This window comes from Clostridium sp. 'deep sea', assembly GCF_014931565.1.
GTDB lineage: Bacteria > Bacillota > UBA994 > PWPR01 > PWPR01.
In genome coordinates this window covers 3,745,011-3,766,955 of the sequence record NZ_CP063353.1, presented here as the reverse complement: position 1 = coordinate 3,766,955, position 21,945 = coordinate 3,745,011, and the positions used below count along the sequence as shown (strand labels likewise).

20 protein-coding genes are annotated in these 21,945 nt (G+C 33.5%); 5 read left to right on the top strand and 15 right to left on the bottom strand.

All coding sequences use genetic code 11. From position 1 onward, the window contains the following. Positions 1-14 precede the first annotated feature (14 nt). The 6 genes from IMX26_RS17420 to yedE all read right to left on the bottom strand — a co-directional run bounded on the left by IMX26_RS17420 (position 15) and on the right by yedE (position 6,370). Entirely contained in the window at positions 15-1,001 is a 987-nt protein-coding gene (locus IMX26_RS17420; RefSeq protein WP_195159627.1) for a membrane dipeptidase, read from the bottom strand. Positions 1,002-1,082: 81 nt separating this feature from the next. After that, positions 1,083-3,395, bottom strand: a complete 2,313-nt coding sequence (locus IMX26_RS17415; protein WP_195159626.1) for a DPP IV N-terminal domain-containing protein — start codon at positions 3,393-3,395, stop codon at positions 1,083-1,085. Positions 3,396-3,503: 108 nt separating this feature from the next. Beyond that, the gene (locus IMX26_RS17410; protein ID WP_195159625.1) at positions 3,504-4,559 is read right to left on the bottom strand and encodes a pyridoxal-phosphate dependent enzyme; all 1,056 of its coding nucleotides are present in this window, start codon (positions 4,557-4,559) and stop codon (positions 3,504-3,506) included. 279 nt (positions 4,560-4,838) lie between these two features. Next, on the bottom strand, positions 4,839-5,075 hold the full coding sequence (locus tag IMX26_RS17405; protein WP_195159624.1) for a DUF3343 domain-containing protein: 237 nt from the start codon (positions 5,073-5,075) through the stop codon (positions 4,839-4,841). A 3-nt stretch (positions 5,076-5,078) separates the two neighbouring features. Next, complete coding sequence (locus IMX26_RS17400) at positions 5,079-5,285, bottom strand: sulfurtransferase TusA family protein (protein ID WP_195159623.1); 207 nt, start codon at positions 5,283-5,285, stop codon at positions 5,079-5,081. 26 nt (positions 5,286-5,311) lie between these two features. Further along, positions 5,312-6,370, bottom strand: coding sequence for a YedE family putative selenium transporter (yedE, locus tag IMX26_RS17395; protein WP_195159622.1), 1,059 nt, complete (start codon positions 6,368-6,370; stop codon positions 5,312-5,314). Between the two features lie 223 nt (positions 6,371-6,593). On the opposite strand from yedE, the gene IMX26_RS17390 reads away from it, so the two are divergent. The 3 genes from IMX26_RS17390 (at position 6,594) to IMX26_RS17380 (ending at position 9,952) form a co-directional block, all read left to right on the top strand. Continuing rightward, complete coding sequence (locus IMX26_RS17390; protein WP_195159621.1) at positions 6,594-7,742, top strand: aminotransferase class V-fold PLP-dependent enzyme; 1,149 nt, start codon at positions 6,594-6,596, stop codon at positions 7,740-7,742. A gap of 48 nt (positions 7,743-7,790) precedes the next feature. Continuing rightward, positions 7,791-8,723 (top strand): selenium metabolism-associated LysR family transcriptional regulator, encoded by a 933-nt coding sequence (locus IMX26_RS17385; protein ID WP_195159620.1) that lies wholly within the window; start codon positions 7,791-7,793, stop codon positions 8,721-8,723. A 494-nt stretch (positions 8,724-9,217) separates the two neighbouring features. Beyond that, a complete protein-coding gene (locus IMX26_RS17380) occupies positions 9,218-9,952 on the top strand; it encodes a hypothetical protein (protein WP_195159619.1) in 735 nt (244 codons plus the stop codon). Between the two features lie 125 nt (positions 9,953-10,077). Here IMX26_RS17380 and IMX26_RS17375 read toward each other — a convergent pair whose 3' ends face one another. Beyond that, positions 10,078-10,671 (bottom strand): L-2-amino-thiazoline-4-carboxylic acid hydrolase, encoded by a 594-nt coding sequence (locus IMX26_RS17375; protein ID WP_195159618.1) that lies wholly within the window; start codon positions 10,669-10,671, stop codon positions 10,078-10,080. A 241-nt stretch (positions 10,672-10,912) separates the two neighbouring features. On the opposite strand from IMX26_RS17375, the gene IMX26_RS17370 reads away from it, so the two are divergent. After that, positions 10,913-11,479, top strand: a complete 567-nt coding sequence (locus IMX26_RS17370; RefSeq protein ID WP_195159617.1) for an AraC family transcriptional regulator — start codon at positions 10,913-10,915, stop codon at positions 11,477-11,479. A gap of 58 nt (positions 11,480-11,537) precedes the next feature. On the opposite strand, the gene IMX26_RS18235 is transcribed toward IMX26_RS17370, so the two are convergent. The 6 genes from IMX26_RS18235 to IMX26_RS17345 all read right to left on the bottom strand — a co-directional run bounded on the left by IMX26_RS18235 (position 11,538) and on the right by IMX26_RS17345 (position 19,821). Next, positions 11,538-11,663, bottom strand: a complete 126-nt coding sequence (locus IMX26_RS18235; RefSeq protein ID WP_279324875.1) for a hypothetical protein — start codon at positions 11,661-11,663, stop codon at positions 11,538-11,540. A gap of 84 nt (positions 11,664-11,747) precedes the next feature. Further along, positions 11,748-13,493: an ABC transporter ATP-binding protein gene (locus IMX26_RS17365; RefSeq protein WP_195159616.1), complete on the bottom strand. Its 1,746-nt coding sequence runs from the start codon at positions 13,491-13,493 to the stop codon at positions 11,748-11,750. Further along, the gene (locus tag IMX26_RS17360) at positions 13,477-15,252 is read right to left on the bottom strand and encodes an ABC transporter ATP-binding protein (protein WP_243259228.1); all 1,776 of its coding nucleotides are present in this window, start codon (positions 15,250-15,252) and stop codon (positions 13,477-13,479) included. Before IMX26_RS17360 ends, IMX26_RS17365 begins: the two co-directional genes overlap by 17 nt. A 194-nt stretch (positions 15,253-15,446) precedes the next feature. Then, positions 15,447-16,445 (bottom strand): helix-turn-helix domain-containing protein, encoded by a 999-nt coding sequence (locus tag IMX26_RS17355; protein ID WP_195159615.1) that lies wholly within the window; start codon positions 16,443-16,445, stop codon positions 15,447-15,449. A gap of 14 nt (positions 16,446-16,459) precedes the next feature. Beyond that, positions 16,460-18,250, bottom strand: coding sequence for a glutamate mutase L (locus tag IMX26_RS17350; protein WP_195159614.1), 1,791 nt, complete (start codon positions 18,248-18,250; stop codon positions 16,460-16,462). Between the two features lie 284 nt (positions 18,251-18,534). Continuing rightward, entirely contained in the window at positions 18,535-19,821 is a 1,287-nt protein-coding gene (locus tag IMX26_RS17345; protein WP_195159613.1) for an RNA-binding domain-containing protein, read from the bottom strand. A 275-nt stretch (positions 19,822-20,096) separates the two neighbouring features. Here IMX26_RS17345 and IMX26_RS17340 point away from each other — a divergent pair, with 275 nt between their 5' ends. Next, on the top strand, positions 20,097-20,498 hold the full coding sequence (locus IMX26_RS17340; protein WP_195159612.1) for a hypothetical protein: 402 nt from the start codon (positions 20,097-20,099) through the stop codon (positions 20,496-20,498). Here IMX26_RS17340 and IMX26_RS17335 read toward each other — a convergent pair. Together IMX26_RS17335 and IMX26_RS17330 are read right to left on the bottom strand one after the other, a co-directional pair. Then, complete coding sequence (locus IMX26_RS17335) at positions 20,491-21,354, bottom strand: IS3 family transposase (RefSeq protein ID WP_195161445.1); 864 nt, start codon at positions 21,352-21,354, stop codon at positions 20,491-20,493. The two genes, IMX26_RS17340 and IMX26_RS17335, sit on opposite strands and share 8 nt — an antisense overlap. Positions 21,355-21,362: 8 nt before the next feature. Then, positions 21,363-21,653 (bottom strand): transposase, encoded by a 291-nt coding sequence (locus IMX26_RS17330; protein ID WP_195159611.1) that lies wholly within the window; start codon positions 21,651-21,653, stop codon positions 21,363-21,365. Between the last annotated feature and the right edge of the window lie 292 nt (positions 21,654-21,945).

Genomic DNA, 21,945 nt, shown 5'->3' with positions numbered 1-21,945 from the left:
TATCGTTAATCTTATTATTTCCACACTTGCTTGCATACTCTTAACCAATTTTCTCCCAATATAGCCTTTATAGTCTTTTCATTGTAACCATGTTGCAACATAACCATAATCAACTCAGTAATCTTTTCTGGCTGGTAACTTACACCTTCATATATTTCCCCTGCTTTTTTGCGAAAAATCACTGACTTATCTACGTTCTTCCATAAAGCCTCAGTGTCTTCCACAAAATCAGAGCCAATTCCTACATGTTCAGGTCCAACTAATTCACAAATATAATCAATATGTTTAAACACAGACTCAGGACTGGCCTGAGGATCATTTAAAAATGCACCAATCATGATAATGCCTATTACTCCACCTGTTTGGGCACACGCTTTAATCTGTTCATCAGTAATATTTCTGGAGTTATTACAAAGCTTATATACATTTGAATGAGAATAAATAACTGGTTGGCTACTTATCTCTGCAGCCTGCATAGTTGATTTAAAACCTACATGACTTAAATCAACCACCATACCAACATTATTCATTTCTTCAACAAGTTTTTTGCCTAATATGCTTAAACCAGCGTTTGATTCTTCCCAACATCCATCTGCAAAATGATTTCTAAAATAGGCCAATAACATATGTCTTACTCCCATTTCATAAAACAGGCTTACGTTTTCGAATTGCAGACCTATTGGAGAAGCCTCCTGCATATTAAGAATAATTGCAAGTTTATTTTGCTCTTTTGCTTTAATTATATCGTCTGTGGTATTTACTAAAACTAACTCATCTTTATATTGTCTTATAAGCTTTTTATCAGTTGATATTTCTTTTATACTACCTTCAAAAGGGTTAATAAAATTCTGTGAACTAATAGAAATTACAGAATATCCTGCGTTTTTAAAGCGTCTTAAAGTCTCTATACTTCTATACGGATTGCCCCATGGTATAGTGTTATCCCATATTAGTGCTTTATTTTTTATCGCAAGTGCTTTTTCATAATAATTGTTATTCATTTTGTCTCCTCATCAATTCTAATTACCTAACCATTATTTCCTACAGTAACTACATTTTTTGGAATACCTAAATTTAGGAGTTTAGCATATAGAATTAAATCGAAACTCTTTAGGAGGTTCTACTCCAAGTAAATTTTTCACAAAAAAGTCCATTTTTCTTCTAGTGAAATACGGATCTTGAATGAACAGGTGAGTAGTATTAGGTAAATAGACAATGTCAAAATCTTTATTTGCCTTAACTAAGGCATCTACCATACGCGAAAAAGATGCATAATTTGCGTTTTCATCTAGTTCAGCAAAGCCAAGGAGTAACTTACCCTGTAATTTATGCACTTCCTCCAGCAAGCCGTTTTCTTTATAGACTTTATCTTCGTTATGCAACCCCATATACTTTTCTCCCCACATGGCATTTACCATTACTGGGTTATTATACCAAGCAGATGCCACACAGACCTTATAAAAATCACTATAATCAAGTATTGCTCTCATAGCAGCATAACCACCTGAGGAATGACCGTATATTCCTACTTTATCTAAATCGATATATGAATATTTTTCAGCCAACTGCTTAATAGCCGCAATATGATCAGGCAAGCCAGCATCTTTTAGGTTTCCATAACAGGCATCATGAAACGCCTTAGAACGATTAGGTGAACCACTTGCATCTATACAAACAACAATAAATCCTAGCTCTGCAATTGCCTCAGGGTGTTGTCCTAAAGTCTGTGGACCAAAATGTTTCTGAACACGGGTCATTTGTGGTCCTGGATAAATGTCATCAATAACCGGGTATTTTTTATTACAATCAAAATTAGAAGGTCTGTAGATAACCCCATAAATATCTGTTACTCCATCTCTTGCCTTTACTTTAAAAGGTTCGGCAGGTGTCCAAGCAAATTCTTGTAGTAGTTTTACATCTGCTTTTTCCACTTCAATTATCAGATTACCCTCTATGTCTCTTACCACAGTTGTTGAAGGCAAATCTGCCCTAGAAAAGGTATCCACAAAGTACTTTTTGCTTGGTGAAAAATTAAATTTAATATTACCTAAAAAACCATCCGGTGACATAATACGATGTTCGGCATTTTCTGGAGTTAATAACTTCATACCTGTTCCATCAAAGTTAATACGATACAAGTGTCTTAGGTAGGGATCACGACCCTCTTCTTTGCCACCTGCTAAAAAGTAAAGAACTCTATTTTCTTCATCAATCCAGGCTATTTCTCTAACAACCCATTCTCCCTTAGTAATCTGATTTTTTAAAACTCCAGTATGGGCATTATACAAATATAAATGACCCCAACCATCTCTTTCAGAATACCAAATAATTTCTGAATCGTTATTTACCACTTTGCTCGTCACTTCTTTAGATATTAAGTCTCCAGCTACAATATCAATAAAAGTATTAGATTCTTCTTGCATTATAATTTTTGCTTGCCCAGTTACTGTATTAATTTTATATAACTCTACCTTTTTATATCCTCGTTCTTCTCTTAGGCAGTATAGTGTTTCATTATCATCTGCCCACCAAATTTGTTTAAACATAAATGGGGTTGCCAAATAAGGATATACAGGTGGCATATTTATCCATACAGTTTTTTTTGTTTCTACATCAAATACCACCAACTCAGCAGTTGGCATTTCTTCTCCTAACCAAGGTTCGCGATAATGCCAAACGTTTGAATGATCAGAAGTTGCAGGGGTTCCTTGTAGTAGGTAAGATTTTGGAACTTTTCTTTCATCTATTCTGTGGGTAACTACTTTTTTAGCATCTTTAGACCATAAAGCAAATGGTGGTAACACAACACCCATTCTTTTAAACGATGCATTTGATAAGCTTGTACCAGATAAAGTTCCATACTCAAATCCTTCTTCACCATCTGTAGTTAAGGCAGTTTCCTCACCGGTTGCCATAGATTTTAAATACAAATTATAGCCCTTGCCAGTTAGTGCCCATTTTTGATCAGGTGAATATAAATTAGACATTAATGCTGCCATATCTATGTTTTCTCCCTGATTACAAATAGAGCTTTCAGTATTATATGTCCAAGGAGTAAGCCCTATCTGAAAGCTGATTGTTTTTCCGTCGGGTAAAAAACCAAAGCTATCAAATGGCAAGTTATGTTCATCACACTCTACTTGAGAATCACAGAGAGCCTTAGCCAATTTTTGATGGTCAAATGCCAATTGTTTGCTAGCTGTAGTTGGATTAACTATATAAAACTTCTTTCCTTGTTTAGATTTAGAGCAATACCAAAACCTGTCACTTTGCTCAAACCAATTTGGGGTAACTTCATAATTAAAAACCATTTTGTCATAATTAACCTTTAACATCTTTTCAGCATTACAGTACTTTTTCAACATATCATCATTAATTCTTGCATTATTATTCATATTATCTCCTTGTATAATGAGTAAAAAAATCTCCTATACATTTTCCTTTCTAATGTTATTAATCCTGATACTGTTTTTTCATACGTTTTATATTTTTATAATGCTAACTTAATAAACTTGTTGGCTACCCCATAAATCTTTATTAAATTCTGCTAAATGACTTTTTGAGTAATTACCAGGCATACCTCCAGTGTGGATAAACAATATATTTGAACCTTCTTTAAAAGCCTTATTGTTAATCATATCCATCAGTCCTAAAAATGCTTTACCTGTGTAACAAGGGTCAAGAATAACAGCCTCTTCTCTCGCCATAGTGTAAATAACATCTCTTATGGCTTTGTCGGGTTCATTATAACCTTTGCCCAGGTACTTCTTTTCAAACCAAACATCTTCTCTAGTGATTTTAATGCCCATTTCATAAAACTTACTGGTATCATTAAAAAGCTTAATATCTTCTGCCAGGTTTTCTTCTGAGTTATCTAAAACTGAAATACCAACTGTTTTGAATCCACACTTAAAATACTTGCTACCCAGTAATAGGCCCCCAAAAGTTCCACCAGAACCATATGCAGTTACCACATAATCAAAAGCTGTCTCCATATCCTGCATTTGCGTTTTAATCTCTCTCGCCACATTAATATAGCCCGCAAATCCAATATTATTGCTTCCGCCTAAGGGTATATAGTAAACTTTCTCACCCTTTTGTTCATAATTATCAATTACTGTTTGAAGAGTTTTATTATATAGTTCTGTATATTTTTCTTTGTAGTTTGCTTCGTTTTTTATTTTTCTGTCATCAATAAAATGTAAGTCTGCACCCATTAGTTTATCAAGCAGAAGATTTCCACTTAGCTCATTTGGGGGATTTCCTTTCATTATAATGCCGCATTTTAAACCAAACTTGCGGGCTGCCGCCGCTGTTAAACGTCCATGATTGGTCTGGATTCCACCATAAGTCAGTAACAATGTTGCCCCTTTATTCAAAGCGTCTTGAACAAGATATTCTAGCTTTCTTAACTTATTGCCACCTACCCCATAACCACCTATGTCATCACGTTTTAAATACAGATTAATACCATTTAATTTTTTTTCTAAGTTGTTTAGTCTGTGAATGGGTGTTCTTCCAAAATTCATATCCACTTTTTTCATTGCTTCAAATTTCATACTCTCCCACCATTCTTTTAAATTTTTTTAATGCCATAACACAACTCCCTTATTTTTATTAGCTGTAGCTACTTAATTTACAGACTTATAAATTTAGGAGGAGTATAACATGACTACCCAGTCATATTATACGCCTCCTAATTTGATATATGCAAGCATTATGTTTAAATTGTTATTAACTTATATTTTTTAAAGATCTAACTGCTGACTACAACAACATTATTTTGTAGTTAGTTTTATAAACTCACAAAAAAAACCAAGGGTTTATTTGCCCTTGGTTTATTCTGATTCATATACTAATTCTTTTTTATTATTCTCAGTAATAAATATTTTTTCTACTTCATCATCAATAAGCTCTTTTATGTCATCATTAAAGAATATCTTTGCACTAATGCTACAATTAGAGCTTAAGGCTCTAGGTACAGGCATTAACTCACATTTTATGCTTTTTGATTTAAGTTTTCTGTTAAATTTAATTGCCCCAGAGTGGGTAAAAAATAATACTGTGTACTCCATTTATTATTTCCTTGCACTTATAATAAAAGTATCTTGTTCTTCTTTAATCTTTATTTTATAGTCAAATTTTTTTAAAAATCTTTCTACATTCTTTTTTGCAGTATTATTATCTACAATAATGTCTGCCCCATTAGGATTATTCTCTAATGCCTTTTTTGTCATTAAAATAGGCTGTGGACAGCTCATGCCACAAGTATTAACCTTAACCACAAGTAAAACCCCCTAAAAATTAAATATTATTCTTTTTTAGTAATAAATTCGGTATTGAAATAAGAAATAATAAGTAAAACTACTACACAGATGCCTACCGCAATTTGACCATTTAAGGTAGGACCTTTAGGGCTAGCTGCTAATCCAAAGTTATGACAAATAGCCGCACCAACTATCATACCAATAACGGTTACAGCAGAATCAGAGTTGCCCTCTCCAGAGAGAATAAGTTGTCTTAAAGGACAGCCTCCTAATAATACCGAAGCCCAACCAACCAAGGCCATACCTAAAAAATTCCACAAGCCATCTGTATGAGCAACTGGCTGATTTTCAAAACCAAGATTAAAAAAACCAAATGCTAAGTTAGCAATAAAACTAAAAACTATTATGGCAATAAAACCCAAAAGTAGATAATTATCTTTAAAAAGAATCATATCTCTTGTTCCGCCTACCATACATAGTCTTGTTTTTTGAGCAAGTACACCTACAATTAAACCAGCGGCAAGCGCAATCCAAATAGCCGCATGGGCAGCACCAGGGCCTTTTTCACTAAAGAAAATGAATGCAGGAGCTACAACCAATAAAGCAAATAAACCCACACTAACTATTGGCAATAAATAGCCTTCAAATTTTGGTAGTTTATAATTTCTTTTAAGGTTGAATCCTTTATTTAAGAAATAAACACCTACTAAAATTCCTACAACAAAACCCGCAATTCCAAATAAAGCATTTAAATCTCCGCCACCAAGTCGCAATACCATTCTTAGTGGACAACCCAAAAACATTAATGCTCCAATCATAACAACAATAGCCAGTATAAAACGGGTAAATGGTGCTGAGCCACCTCGAGATTTAAACTCTTTGTTTTTAAGAGCTATAATAAATGCCCCTAAAACAAGACCAACAATTTCTGGTCTTATATACTGTACAACCTGCGCTCTATGCAAGCCAATACCACCAGCAATGTCTCTTAAAAAACAAGCAATACAAAAACCCATATTTGCAGGGTTACCAAAATACACTAATAATGAAGATATTACTCCCACTATTGCACCTGTTATTAATATGCCTTTTTTACTTTGCATAAGTAGTCCTCCTTAATTTTGTGCGCAAATTTATAATTTACACATGAAAACAACGCTCTAAGTTTATCAACTAAGTATATGCGAGTAAAATAATAGATATTAATAGTTTTAATTTAATGCATAAAATATACTTATAACTATTGCCTATTTAATAAGAAAAGAATATACTTTAAGCCAGTATCATAGATATACTAGAATATTTATAACTAGAGGGTGTTATAGAATGAGGAGCTTATATTTAGATAACGGTGCCACGTCTTTTCCTAAAGCACCTGGTGTTGCGGAGAGTATGTCAAATTACTTGTTAAATGTTGGCTGTAATATTAACAGAGGCGCCTATAGTGCCTCATATGAAGCTCAAAATTTGGTATTTGAAACAAGAGAACTAATTTGTGATCTTTTTAATTTTAATAAACCTGAAAACGTTGTTTTTACTAAAAACGTAACAGAAAGCATGAATGTCTTAATTAAAGGTTTATTAAAAGAAGAAGACCATGTGTTAGTTTCTTCTATGGAACACAATGCCGTAATGAGACCATTAAAATCATTACATAGTAGAAATGTAGACTTTACTCGCATAGCCTGTAATGAGCTTGGAGAGTTAAACTGCGATGATATAGTTAATAATATAAAACCCAATACTAAAGCCATTATCATGACTCATGCATCTAATGTATGTGGTACTATCTTTAACTTAAAAAAAGTAGGCTCAATATGCAAACAAAAAGGTCTATTTTTTATTATTGACAGTGCTCAAACAGCTGGCTTTTTAGATATTGATTATCAGCTGTTAAACGCCGATGCCATCGCTTTTACTGGCCATAAAAGCTTATTAGGGCCACAAGGAACTGGTGGATTTATAGTAAACGATAAAATGGTTAAAGCAATGTCAACCTTAATAGAGGGTGGCACAGGCAGCCTTTCAGAACTGGAAGTTCAACCAGAGTATATGCCCGATAAATTCGAGGCAGGTACTTTAAACATAGTAGGAATTTATGGTTTAAATGTTGCCTTAAAATATTTGGCGAAAGTTGGCTTAAAAACAATAAGAGAAAAAGAACTTTATCTTACCGACCTATTTTTAAAGGGCCTAAGTAATATGCCCAATGTAAAAACTGTAGGAAAAAAATCGATAGTAGGAAGAACTGCAATTGTGTCGGTAGATTTTTATAAAAATGATAATGGAATAATAACACATCAATTAAACAAAGAGTACGGAATAATGACTCGCAGTGGATTACACTGTGCACCTTCAGCACACAAAACCTTAGGAACATTTCCTAATGGAACAGTACGATTTGGGTTTAGCCATTTTAATACCAAAACAGATATAGAGTATGCTTTGGATAGTATAAGTAAAATACTAAAGTAATAATAAATAAGTTTAACATCGTAACTTAGATAAAGAGGAGGTGGCTTTTTGGAGTTTCATCAATTAGAAAGTTTTATTAATGTGGTTAATTTAAAAAGCTTTTCAAAAGCAGCAGATGAATTGTTTATAACCCAGCCAGCTATTACTAATAACATTAAAAATTTAGAAAAAGAGCTTAATACCATTCTACTAAATCGCAAAAACAAAAAAATCACCTTAACAGAACATGGTAAAATTCTATATAAATATGCTGTAAACCTAATCAACATTCGTGATACTGCTAAGTTTGATATAAACCTATCTAAAAATAAAATGGAAGGCAACTTAGAAATTAATATTAACTCAGTTGCAGAGCAATATATACTTCCCTATATTATTAAAGATTTTTCTGAAACATATCCCAGTATAACTTTTACTATTAATCATAAAGACTCTAAACAAGTTTGCAACGATATCATAAAAAGAGGCAACATAAATTACGGAATAATAGTAGCTGAGCAAAAAAATCCATTACTAGAATATATTGATTTATTTGAGGACGAACTTATTATTGTAGTACCTAACACTAAAAAATATAAATATAATGCCTATAAAAAAGTAGCTATAGACTTTTTAAAAAACCAAAAAATTATTTTAAGTGATGAAGGCTCAGAAACACACTTATTAATAAAAAAAGCTTTAGCTGAACAATCAATAGATTTAAATGACCTAAACATAATTTTATTACCACAAAGCAATGAATCTATAAAAAAAATGGTTGCCTTAGGTATAGGAGTTAGCATAATTTCAAAGTGTGCAGTAGAAAATGAATTAAAATTAGGACTGCTAAAACCCTATTTATTGAAAGATATAAGAATTAAAAGAAAATTTAGTTTTGTATACTGCAAAAATAGATGTTTATCTCCTATTGCTGAACAGTTTAAAAACTTTTTAGAGAATTGGGCTACTGAATTTAATAGTAAACAGGATATCTCTAAATGAATATGGTAACTAAATATCAAAAGCTCAGGCTAAGCCACTATAATTAGTATTATTTTTTAACTCTACTTTACTAACAAATTATGAACTGGAAAATAAAAAAATATTAAGTTTATTACATGGATATAACTATAACGCCCATTAGAGTTTATTAGCTTTTATACCTTAACTAATAAAGTCTTTGTCACTTCTTTTTCAATTGACTGAGGTTATTTTTTATCTACAATAATATTATAAATTTTCACATAATAATACTCACTTACATTTATGCTGAGTATCAAACCCTCGATAGATACATTTATCCTCCACAAAAGATTACTATGAAATCCATCATTTTAGACAACACCTTATCCCTGCTAGAATTTATGTATGAATAATTAGTATATAGTTACTGTTTTTTTCTTGCATGATTATTTATAAGTATTATAATATAATATTGTTAAGTTAGTTCTATAAGCTTATTTATTTTGATTTGAATAATTGAAAAGGAGTACAAGATGAAAAAATCTGTTAATTGTGTGGTGACTATTTTTATAATTATATCTGTTATTATACTTACATCAACTTTAACTGCTTGTACATCTAGTTTTATTATCAAAAGTTCGGTAACAATTGATAATATAACTTACAGAAATGGATTTTATGGTGATTTATGGCCTAATAATTTCACTTTTAAAGATGACTCAAGTAATGAAGAAAGTAGCAAATTTCGTCATGTAAACTGCGACAAATTCGATTTGGTACATAGCTATATTGGTTTCAAAGCATCAGGAATACTGTACTGTGCAGAGAATGAATGGAAACAGGCAAGTGAGTATTATGCAGCCAACAATAATTTTGATTATTATTGTCATATAGGTGGAAATTATGCAGATTGTGACCCTGTAAAAATTCCAAATATCGATTACCAAAAGTTTAATGAACTTATGTCTTTTGCAAAAGAAAATGATTATAATCCTTTCGGTTCTAACGACGGGGTGGAAACTCAACGTTTACCATTTCCTGATGAAAATAAATCACCTAAACTCGTTTTTTATAAGGAAAGCAAAGATGGACTTTTTAACTCATTTAAAGGCTATATATTTCATATTTTAGATGGAAAGCTTTTACAAGTATACTTTTATGATTACGGTCATGGAGAATACGAGGAAATGGTATATGTTAATGTACCTGATGAAATTGCCCAATACTTTATAGAATTGCTAAAGCAACTTGATGAAAAAACTTCATAAAGAGGACCATTTATTATTGGCTTGTGATGAAGCATGGCTATTATACAATGAACTAATCCTTTATAAAGTAGACAAATTATTAAAACTTAAAACAACAGAATACTAAAAAACTGCCTATAAAATATCTACTTTAATTTCTTATTCTTATATATTCTATAAAAATGAAAATCACACATATCATCGCCGTAGCCAAGAGCACCTTTTCTTTCAAAACGCATTTTAGTACTAACATCAGTAAAACTTATTTCATCATTTTTACAAAATAAAGCACACAGTTCAGGGCAATTATATTGCTTAAAAGTATCATGCCAAAGACATTTTTTTATATTGTACTCAAATTTTGTTTTGCTATTTGCTACCCATTCAACATTCCAACTATCTCCTTTTAAACCCGCAGTAAACATTTTTCTAAATAGAGAAAAGAAAAATGGAAGTCTTCCCATAAACTCATAGATTTTTCTGGCAGTTTTTTTAGTGTTGTCCGAAATCATTATCTCCATATGAGCAAAAGCCTCTTCTTTACTCATATGTTTTTGAAGTGCGTAATAAAGAGAGATAGCTGGATAAATAGATGTTGTAAGGTATTTTATACGGTTTTTACTTATTTCTATACAATTTTTCTTTAAATCATATAACTCGTAGTTTGCTTTACTAATAATAGATTCAGCATTTTTATTATCAAAACTCTTGTTAATATAGTTTTCCATGTATTTTAACATATAAATCACTCCTTAAATTATGTTCTATAGTTATTAACATGCTTACTGATGTAATTTTGCTACATATTGTATTTCATATTAGTATTTTCTTGTGATTCTAATATTCTAATGTTACAATTTAGTTAGGCTACACTAACTAATAATAGTCTATCTTTGTTACCCAACTGCAAGCAATACTGTTTGTACATGTTTGGCTTTTCGTGATTAAAATTCGGCTAATCATGATAGTCAGGAGGGGAATATGAACTTAAATAAAGAATTGTTGATACCATCGTTGAATAAGTTTAACTTTTACGAGATAATTACTATTTTCCCTGAAATAGGGTTGATACTCAAGCTAATAAAACTATATAGTAGTGAAACAGCAGATATCTATTATGAAAGCAAGATTACTGAAGCAGTATCTCTAATTGTAGATAAAATAAAGGAACTGGATGTTTATCATCGAGATATGTACCAAAAAGAGGTATCTGAGCACGATATTGAAAAGCTGCGTATTGTTGTGTCATATATAAATAATCATTACTCAGATAATAACCGACTGGAACAGTTAGCTCGTATCGCCTGTATGGGTATTTCCAAATTAAAATATACATTTCAAAAAGTTTATTACTGCAATATCACCCAATATATCCAACGTCAACGCATTTATAAAGCAGAACAAATGTTAATGAATACTAATTTAGCAATAAAAGAGATTGCCCAAAATGTCGGTTATGCCCATGCGGGACGTTTTTCAGTACTTTTTAAACGGTATATGGGGCTTTCACCTCGAGATTATCGAAAACTGCTTTATCACAAAAATTAAGTCAATAAACGTATTATTTTTGATTATAAAAAATTTTTTTCTTGTTCAAAAAGCAATTTTAATTACTTAAATACTGCTTTATTCTAATATTTAAGGCTGCCTTACTTTTTAGTAAAACAGCCTGCAGAACTCTAATTAGCACTGGAGAAAACGTAACAGCACCTGTAAGCATAGTCTGTGGCAAACATGGCGGTGAAAATACTGCTAGTAGCAAGATCGCGTACAGATAGGCCTTTTTTTTCGATTTTTCGATTCATGTTAAGTTCCTTTATTTTTGATTAATTTTCCAGTTTCTTGCATCTTGCCTTATCTGCCAGAAGTTATTGTATATTCCCGGCCTAGAAAGCAATTCCTCATGGGTTCCACTTTCAGTCAATCGCCCCTCGTCCATTACAATAATCTGATCAGCGTTGCGTACTGTTGATAAGCGGTGGGCTATAACTACCAGTGTTTTATTTTTTACCAACTCATTGATGGCTCTTTGAATATAATTTTCGTTTTCTGGATCAACACTGGCTGTCGCCTCATCAAGCAAAATGATAGGTGCATCCTTTAAAATTGCCCGAGCAATAGAAATACGCTGACGTTCTCCACCTGAGAGATTTGCACCATTCTCACCCAACATGGTGTTATATTTGTTAGGAAGTTCCATTATAAAATCATGGCATCTAGCCTTTTTTGATACCTCTACTACCTGCTCATGAGAGGCGTTAGGTCTACCAAACTTAATATTATTTTCGATGGTATCATTAAAAAGATAGACATTCTGAAAGACCATACTAATATTCTGTAAAAGTCCATCACAGCTCATATCCTTTACATCTACACCACCAACTTTAACGCTACCACACTGTACATCCCAGAATCGGGCTATTAGCCTGGTCACTGTAGTTTTTCCACAACCAGATGCACCAACAATTGCAGTCATGCTATTCTCTGGAGCAATAAAGCTTAAGTCTTTGATAACATTCTCTTTACCATCATAAGAAAAGAATACATTTTCAAAAGCAATATCATAACAAGAAAGCGGTTCTGTTTTAACCCCCTCATCAATTAAAGGCACATTTTTAACACGCTCCACGCGGTTCAACGATGCTTCCATTAAACGCACCATTGATGTTAAACTACCCATAATCTCAATAGGTGTGTATAGTGTAAAAGTTGCAATTACAGCAGTTAGCATTTTAACCAATGTCATTTCACCGCTAATAGCCAACATAGGAGCCAGTACCAGAATTACACCACAGGCAATTTTAAAACAAATGCTATATAGGCTAAACAGAGGAATGAAAGTTTTTTCAATGTAATATGATGCTTCACTGTGTTTTGTGAAGGCTTTCTCCGCTCGACGTGCCTGCTCTCCGGTAAGGTTAAAAGACTTAATAACCGATATGCCTTGCACATATTCTAAAGTAGCGGCAACTACCTCAGCCTGCGCTTGCTTTTGCTTCATGGAAGCCGCAATCATTTGTTTTTGCATTGCCCGATACACAAACATGGAGGCAAACAGTCCAATCAAAAAAACGATGCCCATTCGCCAGTCAAATAGAAACAGAAATATGCTCATAACCAGCACACTAATAAAGCCATTTACTACCTTATCAAGTATATGCATTGCGTACATTTCTAGAAAATTTAAATCTGTTGTTACAGTAGTGGTTATTTCACCAAGGCTATTTTTATTAAAAAATCCCATTGGAACCCGACGCAAACGGTCGCCAATGATAATACGCTGTTTTGCAATCACCGCGTAGCCTGTGGCACTTTGATACCTGTAAACCAAATACTTAAACAGGATCCGACCAATGATTCCTACAATCAATATCCCTGCACAAATCCATGAATCAGAAGAGGTTAGAATTTTTTTGTTTTGGATTTGAAGAAACACGTAGATAATTGCAGCAAAGGGTGCCACTTCAAAAATTGCGTCTACAAAACTAAAGAAGAAACCCCAGCGAATTCGGACTGCCAATTTTTCAGACAAATCCAATACTTTTTTAACAACTTTCCACATACCCTTGCACCTCCTCCTTCATACTCCATTCTATTGCTTCAATGTGTTCCTGCCACATGTTTTGATATAACTGCGATGATTGCAGCAGTTCTTCATGAGTACCTTGTGATTTGACTTTCCCATCTTTTACAACCAAAATGTTGTCCGCATACATGATCGTTGAAAGCCGGTGAGCAATTATAATTAGAGTTTTACCCTTTACAAGATTACCAATGGAGGTCTGGATTTTATTCTCATTTTCTGGATCAGTAAAGGCTGTAGCCTCATCCAGTAATACAATAGGTGCGTTCTTCAAAATTGCTCTTGCTATCGCTATTCGCTGACGTTCACCTCCAGATAATCGGTCGCCTGCGTCTCCTACACGGGTAGCATAACCTTCGGGAAAACGACCAATAAATTCAGCACAGCCAGCCTTTTCAGCAGCTGACTCAATTTCCATCTTAGTTGCGGTAGGTTTGCCAATACGAATATTCTCCTCAATACTCATATCTAGTAAAAAGTTTTCCTGTGACACATAGCTGATGCAGTCCATAAGCTGGGAAACGGGCATCTCCTTGATATTGACACCTCCTAGCGTAACTTCTCCATCCTCAACATCCCAAAAGCGAGCCAGTAATCGAGCAATCGTAGACTTTCCAGAGCCAGACGGCCCAACAACGGCTGTTATAGTTCCAGCTCTTGCCATAAAGGATATGCCCTTTAAGACTTGCTCCTTTCCATATGAAAATTGAACATCTTGAAATACAACATCATAACTATTAAGCTTTACAGGCTTTTCAGGTTGGGGGAGTTCTTCTGTACTAAGCATAGTATGAATTTTAGTTTCAGTGTCCATGATAGTCACCAAATTATCTGAGAACTCAACCAGTTTCATAATAGGGCCCACCAATCCAAGTGTTAAAATAATACCAGTCAAAAATGCACTAAGCCCTAAAGAACCCCTAGCTAACAGTAACGTACCCACAGGCAGTGCCGCGGCAATTCCAGAGGGCATAACTACGGCATAGCCACTAAGATACGGCCAGCAATGTTTATACCATTTAACTGTTAAGTCATGGAAATTAGTGACGGCATTCTCATAACGTTTCATGGAGGAAGCTGTCTGGTTAAAAGATTTAATTACCTCAATACCATTGATGTACTCCACTACCGTTGCGTTCATATGGGCGTTGGCCTCAATAAAATTCTCATACATGGTACCTCGGCCAACCATCATTAACATGTATATCAAAAAACCCACAGGAATACTTGAAAGCGCAAGGAGCGCAATGCGCCAGTCAACAGTAAACAAATAAGCCGCAATAATAATTGGTCCTAGTAGGTTACTGGTAAATTCGGGAATAGCATGGGCAAGAGGATACTCTAACTTCTCAACCTCATCCACAATAAGTTGTTTAAATTCCCCTGATGGCTTGCTTTGTAGATATCCCATGGAGGTCCGAGCCAACTTACCTGCGATAGCACTGCGAATATTCTTTAAAATCTCGAAGGCAGCTTTGTGTGACAAGAGAGTAGCTCGCCCATACAAAACAATCTTGAGAATAAACCCTATAATCGCTATCCCTACCCATAGCAGAATAAATTGCAGTGACTTATTACTACTATCCAGAATGCCAATCAGTAGTTTTGAAACTGCATAGTAGGGCACAAGCCCAAACAGTACACTTAAGACAGCTAATAACACCGACCCAATCATAATGTTTTTTTTCTGACCAGCAAAATCAATAATGCCCGTAAGCGGGTTATGTTTTTCTGTCAAGAATCATCACTTCCTTTCTAAATGTTAGGCTAAACTAACTTAATGACTCTATTATACTGGTGTGAGATTAGGCTTTGTACCCCAATCTGGAGTTTTAAATACCCCAATCGGGATAAAAAAAAACCGCCTTAAATAGGCGGAACAAAGTACATAAATATTCTTTAATATTATATAACGAATGTATTTTTATATTATTATATTTTAATGTGTGTGGAGCTTAAACGACCGGATGTTTCCTCTCTAGCAAATTTTCCTGGAGTTACGCCGTATTTCTTGCTAAATGCGGAAATAAAATGGCTAGTATTTGCATAGCCTACCATTCCAGCAATATCGCTAACCTTAAAACGCCGTTGTTCAATCAATATTCGAGCCAGTTCCATGCGTTTTTCTCGAACGTAACCATAAACAGTCTGCCCATATCGCAGTTTAAATCCTGTTTTCAACTTATATTCATTAAGGTATACCATTTTAGATAGTTTGGCAAGAGTCAAGGGATGCACAAAGGTTTTATCCAGTACATCTTTAGCATGTTTTAGAGCAAACAAATCATCTTTTGACAGCGACAAGTCAGGCAATTTATCGTTACGTTGACATACTATTTCATCTAAATACACGGCAATAAGCTCGAGTAGCTTTGCCTCAAGATAAAGATATCTTAAACGACCATATATATTACAGTTAACAATCTGCGAAAGAATAGCATGAATATGAGGAGTAATGGTATATCTATTCAATCCGTTTGAAAGGCTTTTAAAGCTGTTGATGGCGTTCTCGCATTTTAAGCAGTCGGCAACAATCTGTATCCTAGAAGGATTAAAAAAAACTCCAATTCCGTGATATTTCAGGCCTTCATCATATGTACTAATGCATCGCTCTGTACCACAGGTCATGATACAGGTTTCATTATGTTCAATTGTTAAATGTTTGCTAAGACTATCTGCAAGTGACCATTCAAATCTTTCACCTATGCAAAAGGACATCATGTAATGGTTTGATGTTGACATTTTTTCTTTAAGAGTAATTGATTCCTGGGGGATAAAGTTGAAAATAGATAAACCAAGTAAGTTTGGGAGCTCTGTATACCAATTGTTATCTTCTTCAATATTACTTAATAATCCTAATGAATTTTTTAAATCACTTTTTGCATGCATACAAAGAGCTCCCCTGTAATCATATTCCAATTCCTGTATCATCTTTTCCCTCCTCTCTAATTGCTAATCGATTCTATTTCTTTACTAGTAAATGAACCACTTTGAGTTAACCATTGTTTAAGTTGCTCTTCAGTAATATTATCAGTATTTATTGTCTTTCTCATATCCACAATAAAACCTGCACGTCCACCCTGCACCTCAATTGTTATTGATTTACCCATACCAGAGCCAATATCTATATTACTAGCAGGTACTAGTGTTAGTTTAGCGGTTTCATTTACACCCAAGTCATAGAACTTTAATTCTCCAGCGAACACATCTTCCACTAAACTTTTAGAACCTAAAAGACCACTGATTCTTAAAACCTGTTTGTTTATAGCACTATCACCATCGCCTGTTACTACAGTACCTAAAGGAATAAAACAGTCCTTCATCAAAATATTTAAAGCTATTTTAGGATAGTGTTGCGATAGAACACCTAAATGGGGCATCATAAATATACTATCAACAGCTAACTTAGTTACTCCCATAAGATTACAACTATCCATTAACATCATAGCAGCTTGCTGTCTTCTAGGAGCATGAGATAAAACTCCTCCACTACCTATAACCAAGCCAATTGTATTCATGTCTAACAAACTTTCATTATGTATAAACTCAGCTACTCTTTCTTCCTGTGTTGATAGAATTTCTTGTAACACTGTCTTTCGTTTAGGCAATGCAGTAATTAACTCACTGTGATGTTGTATAGAAGTTCTTAATGCTTCTCTAGCAACGGCTTGTTCAACCATTATTTCTATAAGAGACACAGGTAATGTTGTTGGAAAGAGCATTTTTGTGGCAATCCTATCGGCTAACTCAGTTTTACTAATATCAAAAGGCAACCATTGTTTAATTTTTTTAAAACCACATATTTCAAAAACATTACCAATGCTATAAGACATGCCCATATTAGCACTTACTGTGCGATAAAATTCATTATTTAACACTGAAAAAACATCTGTTGTAGCACCACCAATATCCATACCTAAAATATTTAGACCCTGCTGTTCTGCTAATTTAGTAATGATAGCTCCTACAGCCTTAGGGGTTGGCATAATAGATGCTTTAGTACTTTTGCTTAACTTACCATATCCTGGTGCTTGCTTCATAACATGGCTAAGAAATAGCTCATGTATTTGGTTACGAGCAGGTGCCAAATTCTCGCGATTTAAGGTGGGTCTAAGATTAGGTACAATATGTAAATCAAAATCATCAGCTAAAGTATCTCTAACATAATCTGCAGCATCTATATTGCCTGCATAAATAATAGGAAGTTTAACATCATCTCCAAATCTTGGTTTAGGATTAGAAGAATTAATAATATCCGCAAACTCTAATGCGTATTCTATACTTCCACCATCAATACCTCCAGTTAGTAAAATCATATCCGGACGAGAATTGCGAATTGAATCAATTACATCATATATTGGTCGGTCATCATCAGTTGAAATTACATCAAGTAAAATTGCCCCTGCTCCAAGAGCTGCTTTTCTGGCACTAGCTGCTGTTACCTTACTATACAAGCCAATTACTAATACTTGTAGACCACCCCCCGCACTGCTAGAGGTATAATAATCAATATTATCTGCAGTAATTTTATTGCTACTAGCCAATAACTCTCTATTGAGTATTTTACTTAATTTACTTATAGAATTTTTCACACCTATAGTAACATCTTCAAAGGGTTGCTCAACTGTAGTTGGTGATTCTGCTCTATTTACTAATCTATACTCATCGTCTTTTTTCTCTATTAGAATTGCTTTTGTAGTAGTACTACCTACGTTTGTAATTAAAAATGATGACAATCTCAAAACCCCCTTACTTAAGTAGTATTGCTTTTTACTATTAACTTCTCATTTTCTTTTGTGATCTTATGTTTTTTTATGTAAATGATGAATTGCAAAATGAAGTGCGACATAAAAAAACTCCCACTTTAATTTTATATTATTTAATCACTCGTGTGGAAGTCTTTTTATTTTTCACTTAATATATTTTACTTTACCGTATAATTTAAATTACAACTCTGGAACTCTGTAGTTTTTCCCTATTAGGTGCTTTACAACCTACTTATTTAAAGTATAAATATATTTTACTTCATTACATATCTCGTCATCCTACCACTACCTATTTTTGTAATTAGCTCTTTTTCTTGCATTTCTTTTAGCATATTAATTGCATGTGTTGTACCAATTCCTAAGTCCTCTTCAATATCAGAACGAGTAATTTCTTTTTTACTTTCAAACAGTCTAACTATTGGAAAGTACCTCCTATGTTCTTCACTTAACACTTGAGCATGCATATTAGGAAGAACTACTCTAAAGGCACCTTCAACAATTTCAAATTTAGGTTGTACAGGTAAACCTTTATAGCAGCTGATTATCTTACTAAGACCGGTTCCATATGCTTCAATTAGTTTCATTCGATAAAATAGGCTTGCTAATTTTTCATTTCTTGGTTGAGATACTCCCAGCATAGCTGCCTCTAATGATAACCCAAATACCAGCCCACCTATAGAGATAATTTCTAGCCGGTCAGAGTAAAGGTTTATAAATGTGCTACCACTAAAAGAATAGTCCCTGTGAACAATGGCATTAAGTAATGCTTCACGAACAGCGTCTTCTGGATAATCTCTCTCATCTGTGCGTAATAAATCATGGAAGGTCGCTTTTGTACCATTATAAAAGTCAATGGCTTTATAGGCATCCGTAAGTTGAGCAAATAGAGAACCTGTAAACTCTTTTCTATCCTTAAACACTAGCTTGTCTGTGCCTTGGAAAATTGCAAATTTGATAGAGTGTTTACACTGGTCTGAAACAAGTAACCCCATATTTGTGTAAATATCATCAGAAGAAAAAATGCCTAAATATTTCATTTGAACTTCAGTAAATTCTAAATCTCTTTTTTGCATTTCTTCATTTAATCTATTAAAAGTCAACTCTTGAACTAGAGAACGATTTACCTCAAAGGAATCTCCATCTGTCATTTTTATCATCATACGGATAGCATCTTCTGTTACTGGAGCAGATGTAGTTCCACTTCTAACATATACACCTGTTGGTTTAAGTCCTTTATCTGATAGGTAATAAGGCTTTTTTGTGCCTTGACTAACAGTTAGTTTAACAAAAAACTTATTCTCTTCTTGAAGCAACTCAATTTTAGTAAACATAGAAACATCAGGTCTAATACTATCTCTTAAAGAATTAGAAATTTGTTGCATTACAAAGTCAGCGTTATCAACACCTATAATTTCTCCACTATCTTGTACGCCAATATATATTATGCCACCGTTTGCATTTGCAAAGGCGATAACTTCTTTTTTTAAATCAGGTGTATAGATTTCTTTTAATTCAACTGTTTCACTTTCATATAATTTCATAATAACACTCCTTCTATCAGTTTCTATCACTTATAGCACAATGCTAACACAATTGGTGGTAGTAAGCAAGGAGAACTATCTGACAGTTAACGACAAATGAATACCGTAATATTCTTGCTTTTTTCGTTGAAATTTTTCTGTGATTGAGAGAATTAATGCTATATAATAAGATTGTGGTGTTGTTAGTAAAAAGATATTAATTTCAACTGATGTAGCTAATTTAATTTAAAAGAATAATCCCCCAGAGTTTGGTGTGATTTTAAGGAGAATGTTAGATGGGCAGTAAAAGAGTAATAAAAGTTATACTTGTCATATCACTATTATTAAATGTTATAGTGTTTACAGCAGTAAAGAAAAATCATGATAAACAGCTGGAGAAAGCATGGGGGTTATTAAGTCAAGGTGCTTATTATGCTAATAATATAGCATTTGATAATCTTGATAAAGACGCTTATCGATGTAGATATAATAAAATGTTGATGAATTTACATGCAGCATCAGCAATATTTGAAGACTCAAATAAGCAGTTACATCAAGACATCGCTTCAGCAATTCATAAGTTAGTAATTATGATGGAGTATCCAAACAGAGAAAAAGCGGTCATAAGGTATTCTAGAGTGGTCCTAGGTCAAGAAAAAGGACAACTTAAAAGCGAAAAAATCCTTAATATTAGATAGCTATATTATTTTCAAAGTCATGTGGTGACATCATATTGCAATGGCTGTGAATTCTAGTAGTATTATAAAAGCACTCTATATACTCGAAAACTAATTTGTGAGCATGGTTAATATGCTTAATAACAAATCTATTAAGCCACTCTCTTTTAATAAGGGCATGAAAAGATTCTATACATGCATTATCCCAAGGGGTGGCTTTTGCAGAATAGCTGCGTATAAAGCTACTTGATGGAGTTTCAGCAATGTAAGCATCAGAAATATATTGGCATCCACGGTCACTATGAATAATTACTGGTTCATCAATCTTACGGCTAATTTTGGCTTTTTGAATTGCTTTAATAACACCAGATGTACATAAGCTATTAGATATATGCCATCCAATTATTTTACGTGAAAATAAGTCCATTATAGATATTAAATAAGCAAATCCTTCAATTGTATATACATATGTTATATCTGTAACCCAAACTGAATTAGGCCTACTAGGGTTAAATTGCCTAGCTAAAATATTCTTTAGTTTAGAATCAAAGTCAGGGTCAATTGTCGTTTTTATATATGAACTTACCCATATAGCTTTTATCCCTGCTTCTCTCATATAATTACCTACCGTCTTTTCAGCTATCTTATAACCTCTAGCATTAAGTATAGTAGTTATCTTTGGAGCTCCATATATCTGTTTGCTCTCATTGTATATTTGTACAATTTCTTCAGTGATCTTCTTTTTTCTCTCTGCTTGTTTTGAAGGAGTTCTGTTTTTCCAACTATAATAACCAGAGGTTGAAACGCTTAGTAATCTAAGCACACCGCTAACTGAAATCTTGCGTTTCTTTGATGTCTCAAATGTTTGAGTGTATATTACTTCAGTTACTTGTTCAGTATGCCTATAGCCTTTTTTAGTATTTCTAAGGCATCCTTATGGTCTCTTAATTCTTTTTTTAGTCTTGCTATCTCTTTTTCAGCATCTGTGCTATAGTTCCCCGACCCTCTATGCACTACAGCTCCATTATTTTTCTCTGCTTTTGCTATCCATTCATGTAATGTTGTTAATCCTACTTTAAGTTCTCTTGCTACCTCTGTCTTTGTTTTTCCTGATGATTGATAATAGTCAACTGCATCTTGCTTGAACTCTGGTGTGAAATATCTCTTTTTCCCCATCTTCTAGTTCTCCTTATCTGATTATCTTATTATATCTCATTTAAGGATTTTCGTATTTAACCTGTCTGTTTTAAATTCTAGCATCAAGAGAGATTTATGAAGCTATTACGAATTTAGGGAAAGACAGTGAACAATCAATTAATACTTTACTTAATATTTCAAATGCTTTATTACATGACAGTAAGTAGATTCAGTAAAGCGTAGGTTTTATATGATTTATATAAAAGATTGTGGACATATTTGTATTAAGAAACAACTAGTTAACATTTATTTAAACTTGCGTATTGATACT

What these genes read in the sequence shown, in the direction of transcription:
- IMX26_RS17420 (WP_195159627.1), bottom strand. Translation starts at nt 1,001, where the DNA reads ATGAATAACAATTATTATGAAAAAGCACTTGCGATAAAAAATAAAGCA.
- IMX26_RS17415 (WP_195159626.1), bottom strand. Translation starts at nt 3,395, where the DNA reads ATGAATAATAATGCAAGAATTAATGATGATATGTTGAAAAAGTACTGT.
- IMX26_RS17410 (WP_195159625.1), bottom strand. Translation starts at nt 4,559, where the DNA reads ATGAAATTTGAAGCAATGAAAAAAGTGGATATGAATTTTGGAAGAACA.
- IMX26_RS17405 (WP_195159624.1), bottom strand. Translation starts at nt 5,075, where the DNA reads ATGGAGTACACAGTATTATTTTTTACCCACTCTGGGGCAATTAAATTT.
- yedE (WP_195159622.1), bottom strand. Translation starts at nt 6,370, where the DNA reads ATGCAAAGTAAAAAAGGCATATTAATAACAGGTGCAATAGTGGGAGTA.
- IMX26_RS17390 (WP_195159621.1), top strand. Translation starts at nt 6,594, where the DNA reads ATGAGGAGCTTATATTTAGATAACGGTGCCACGTCTTTTCCTAAAGCA.
- IMX26_RS17380 (WP_195159619.1), top strand. Translation starts at nt 9,218, where the DNA reads ATGAAAAAATCTGTTAATTGTGTGGTGACTATTTTTATAATTATATCT.
- IMX26_RS17375 (WP_195159618.1), bottom strand. Translation starts at nt 10,671, where the DNA reads ATGTTAAAATACATGGAAAACTATATTAACAAGAGTTTTGATAATAAA.
- IMX26_RS17370 (WP_195159617.1), top strand. Translation starts at nt 10,913, where the DNA reads ATGAACTTAAATAAAGAATTGTTGATACCATCGTTGAATAAGTTTAAC.
- IMX26_RS17365 (WP_195159616.1), bottom strand. Translation starts at nt 13,493, where the DNA reads ATGTGGAAAGTTGTTAAAAAAGTATTGGATTTGTCTGAAAAATTGGCA.
- IMX26_RS17355 (WP_195159615.1), bottom strand. Translation starts at nt 16,445, where the DNA reads ATGATACAGGAATTGGAATATGATTACAGGGGAGCTCTTTGTATGCAT.
- IMX26_RS17345 (WP_195159613.1), bottom strand. Translation starts at nt 19,821, where the DNA reads ATGAAATTATATGAAAGTGAAACAGTTGAATTAAAAGAAATCTATACA.
- IMX26_RS17340 (WP_195159612.1), top strand. Translation starts at nt 20,097, where the DNA reads ATGGGCAGTAAAAGAGTAATAAAAGTTATACTTGTCATATCACTATTA.
- IMX26_RS17330 (WP_195159611.1), bottom strand. Translation starts at nt 21,653, where the DNA reads ATGGGGAAAAAGAGATATTTCACACCAGAGTTCAAGCAAGATGCAGTT.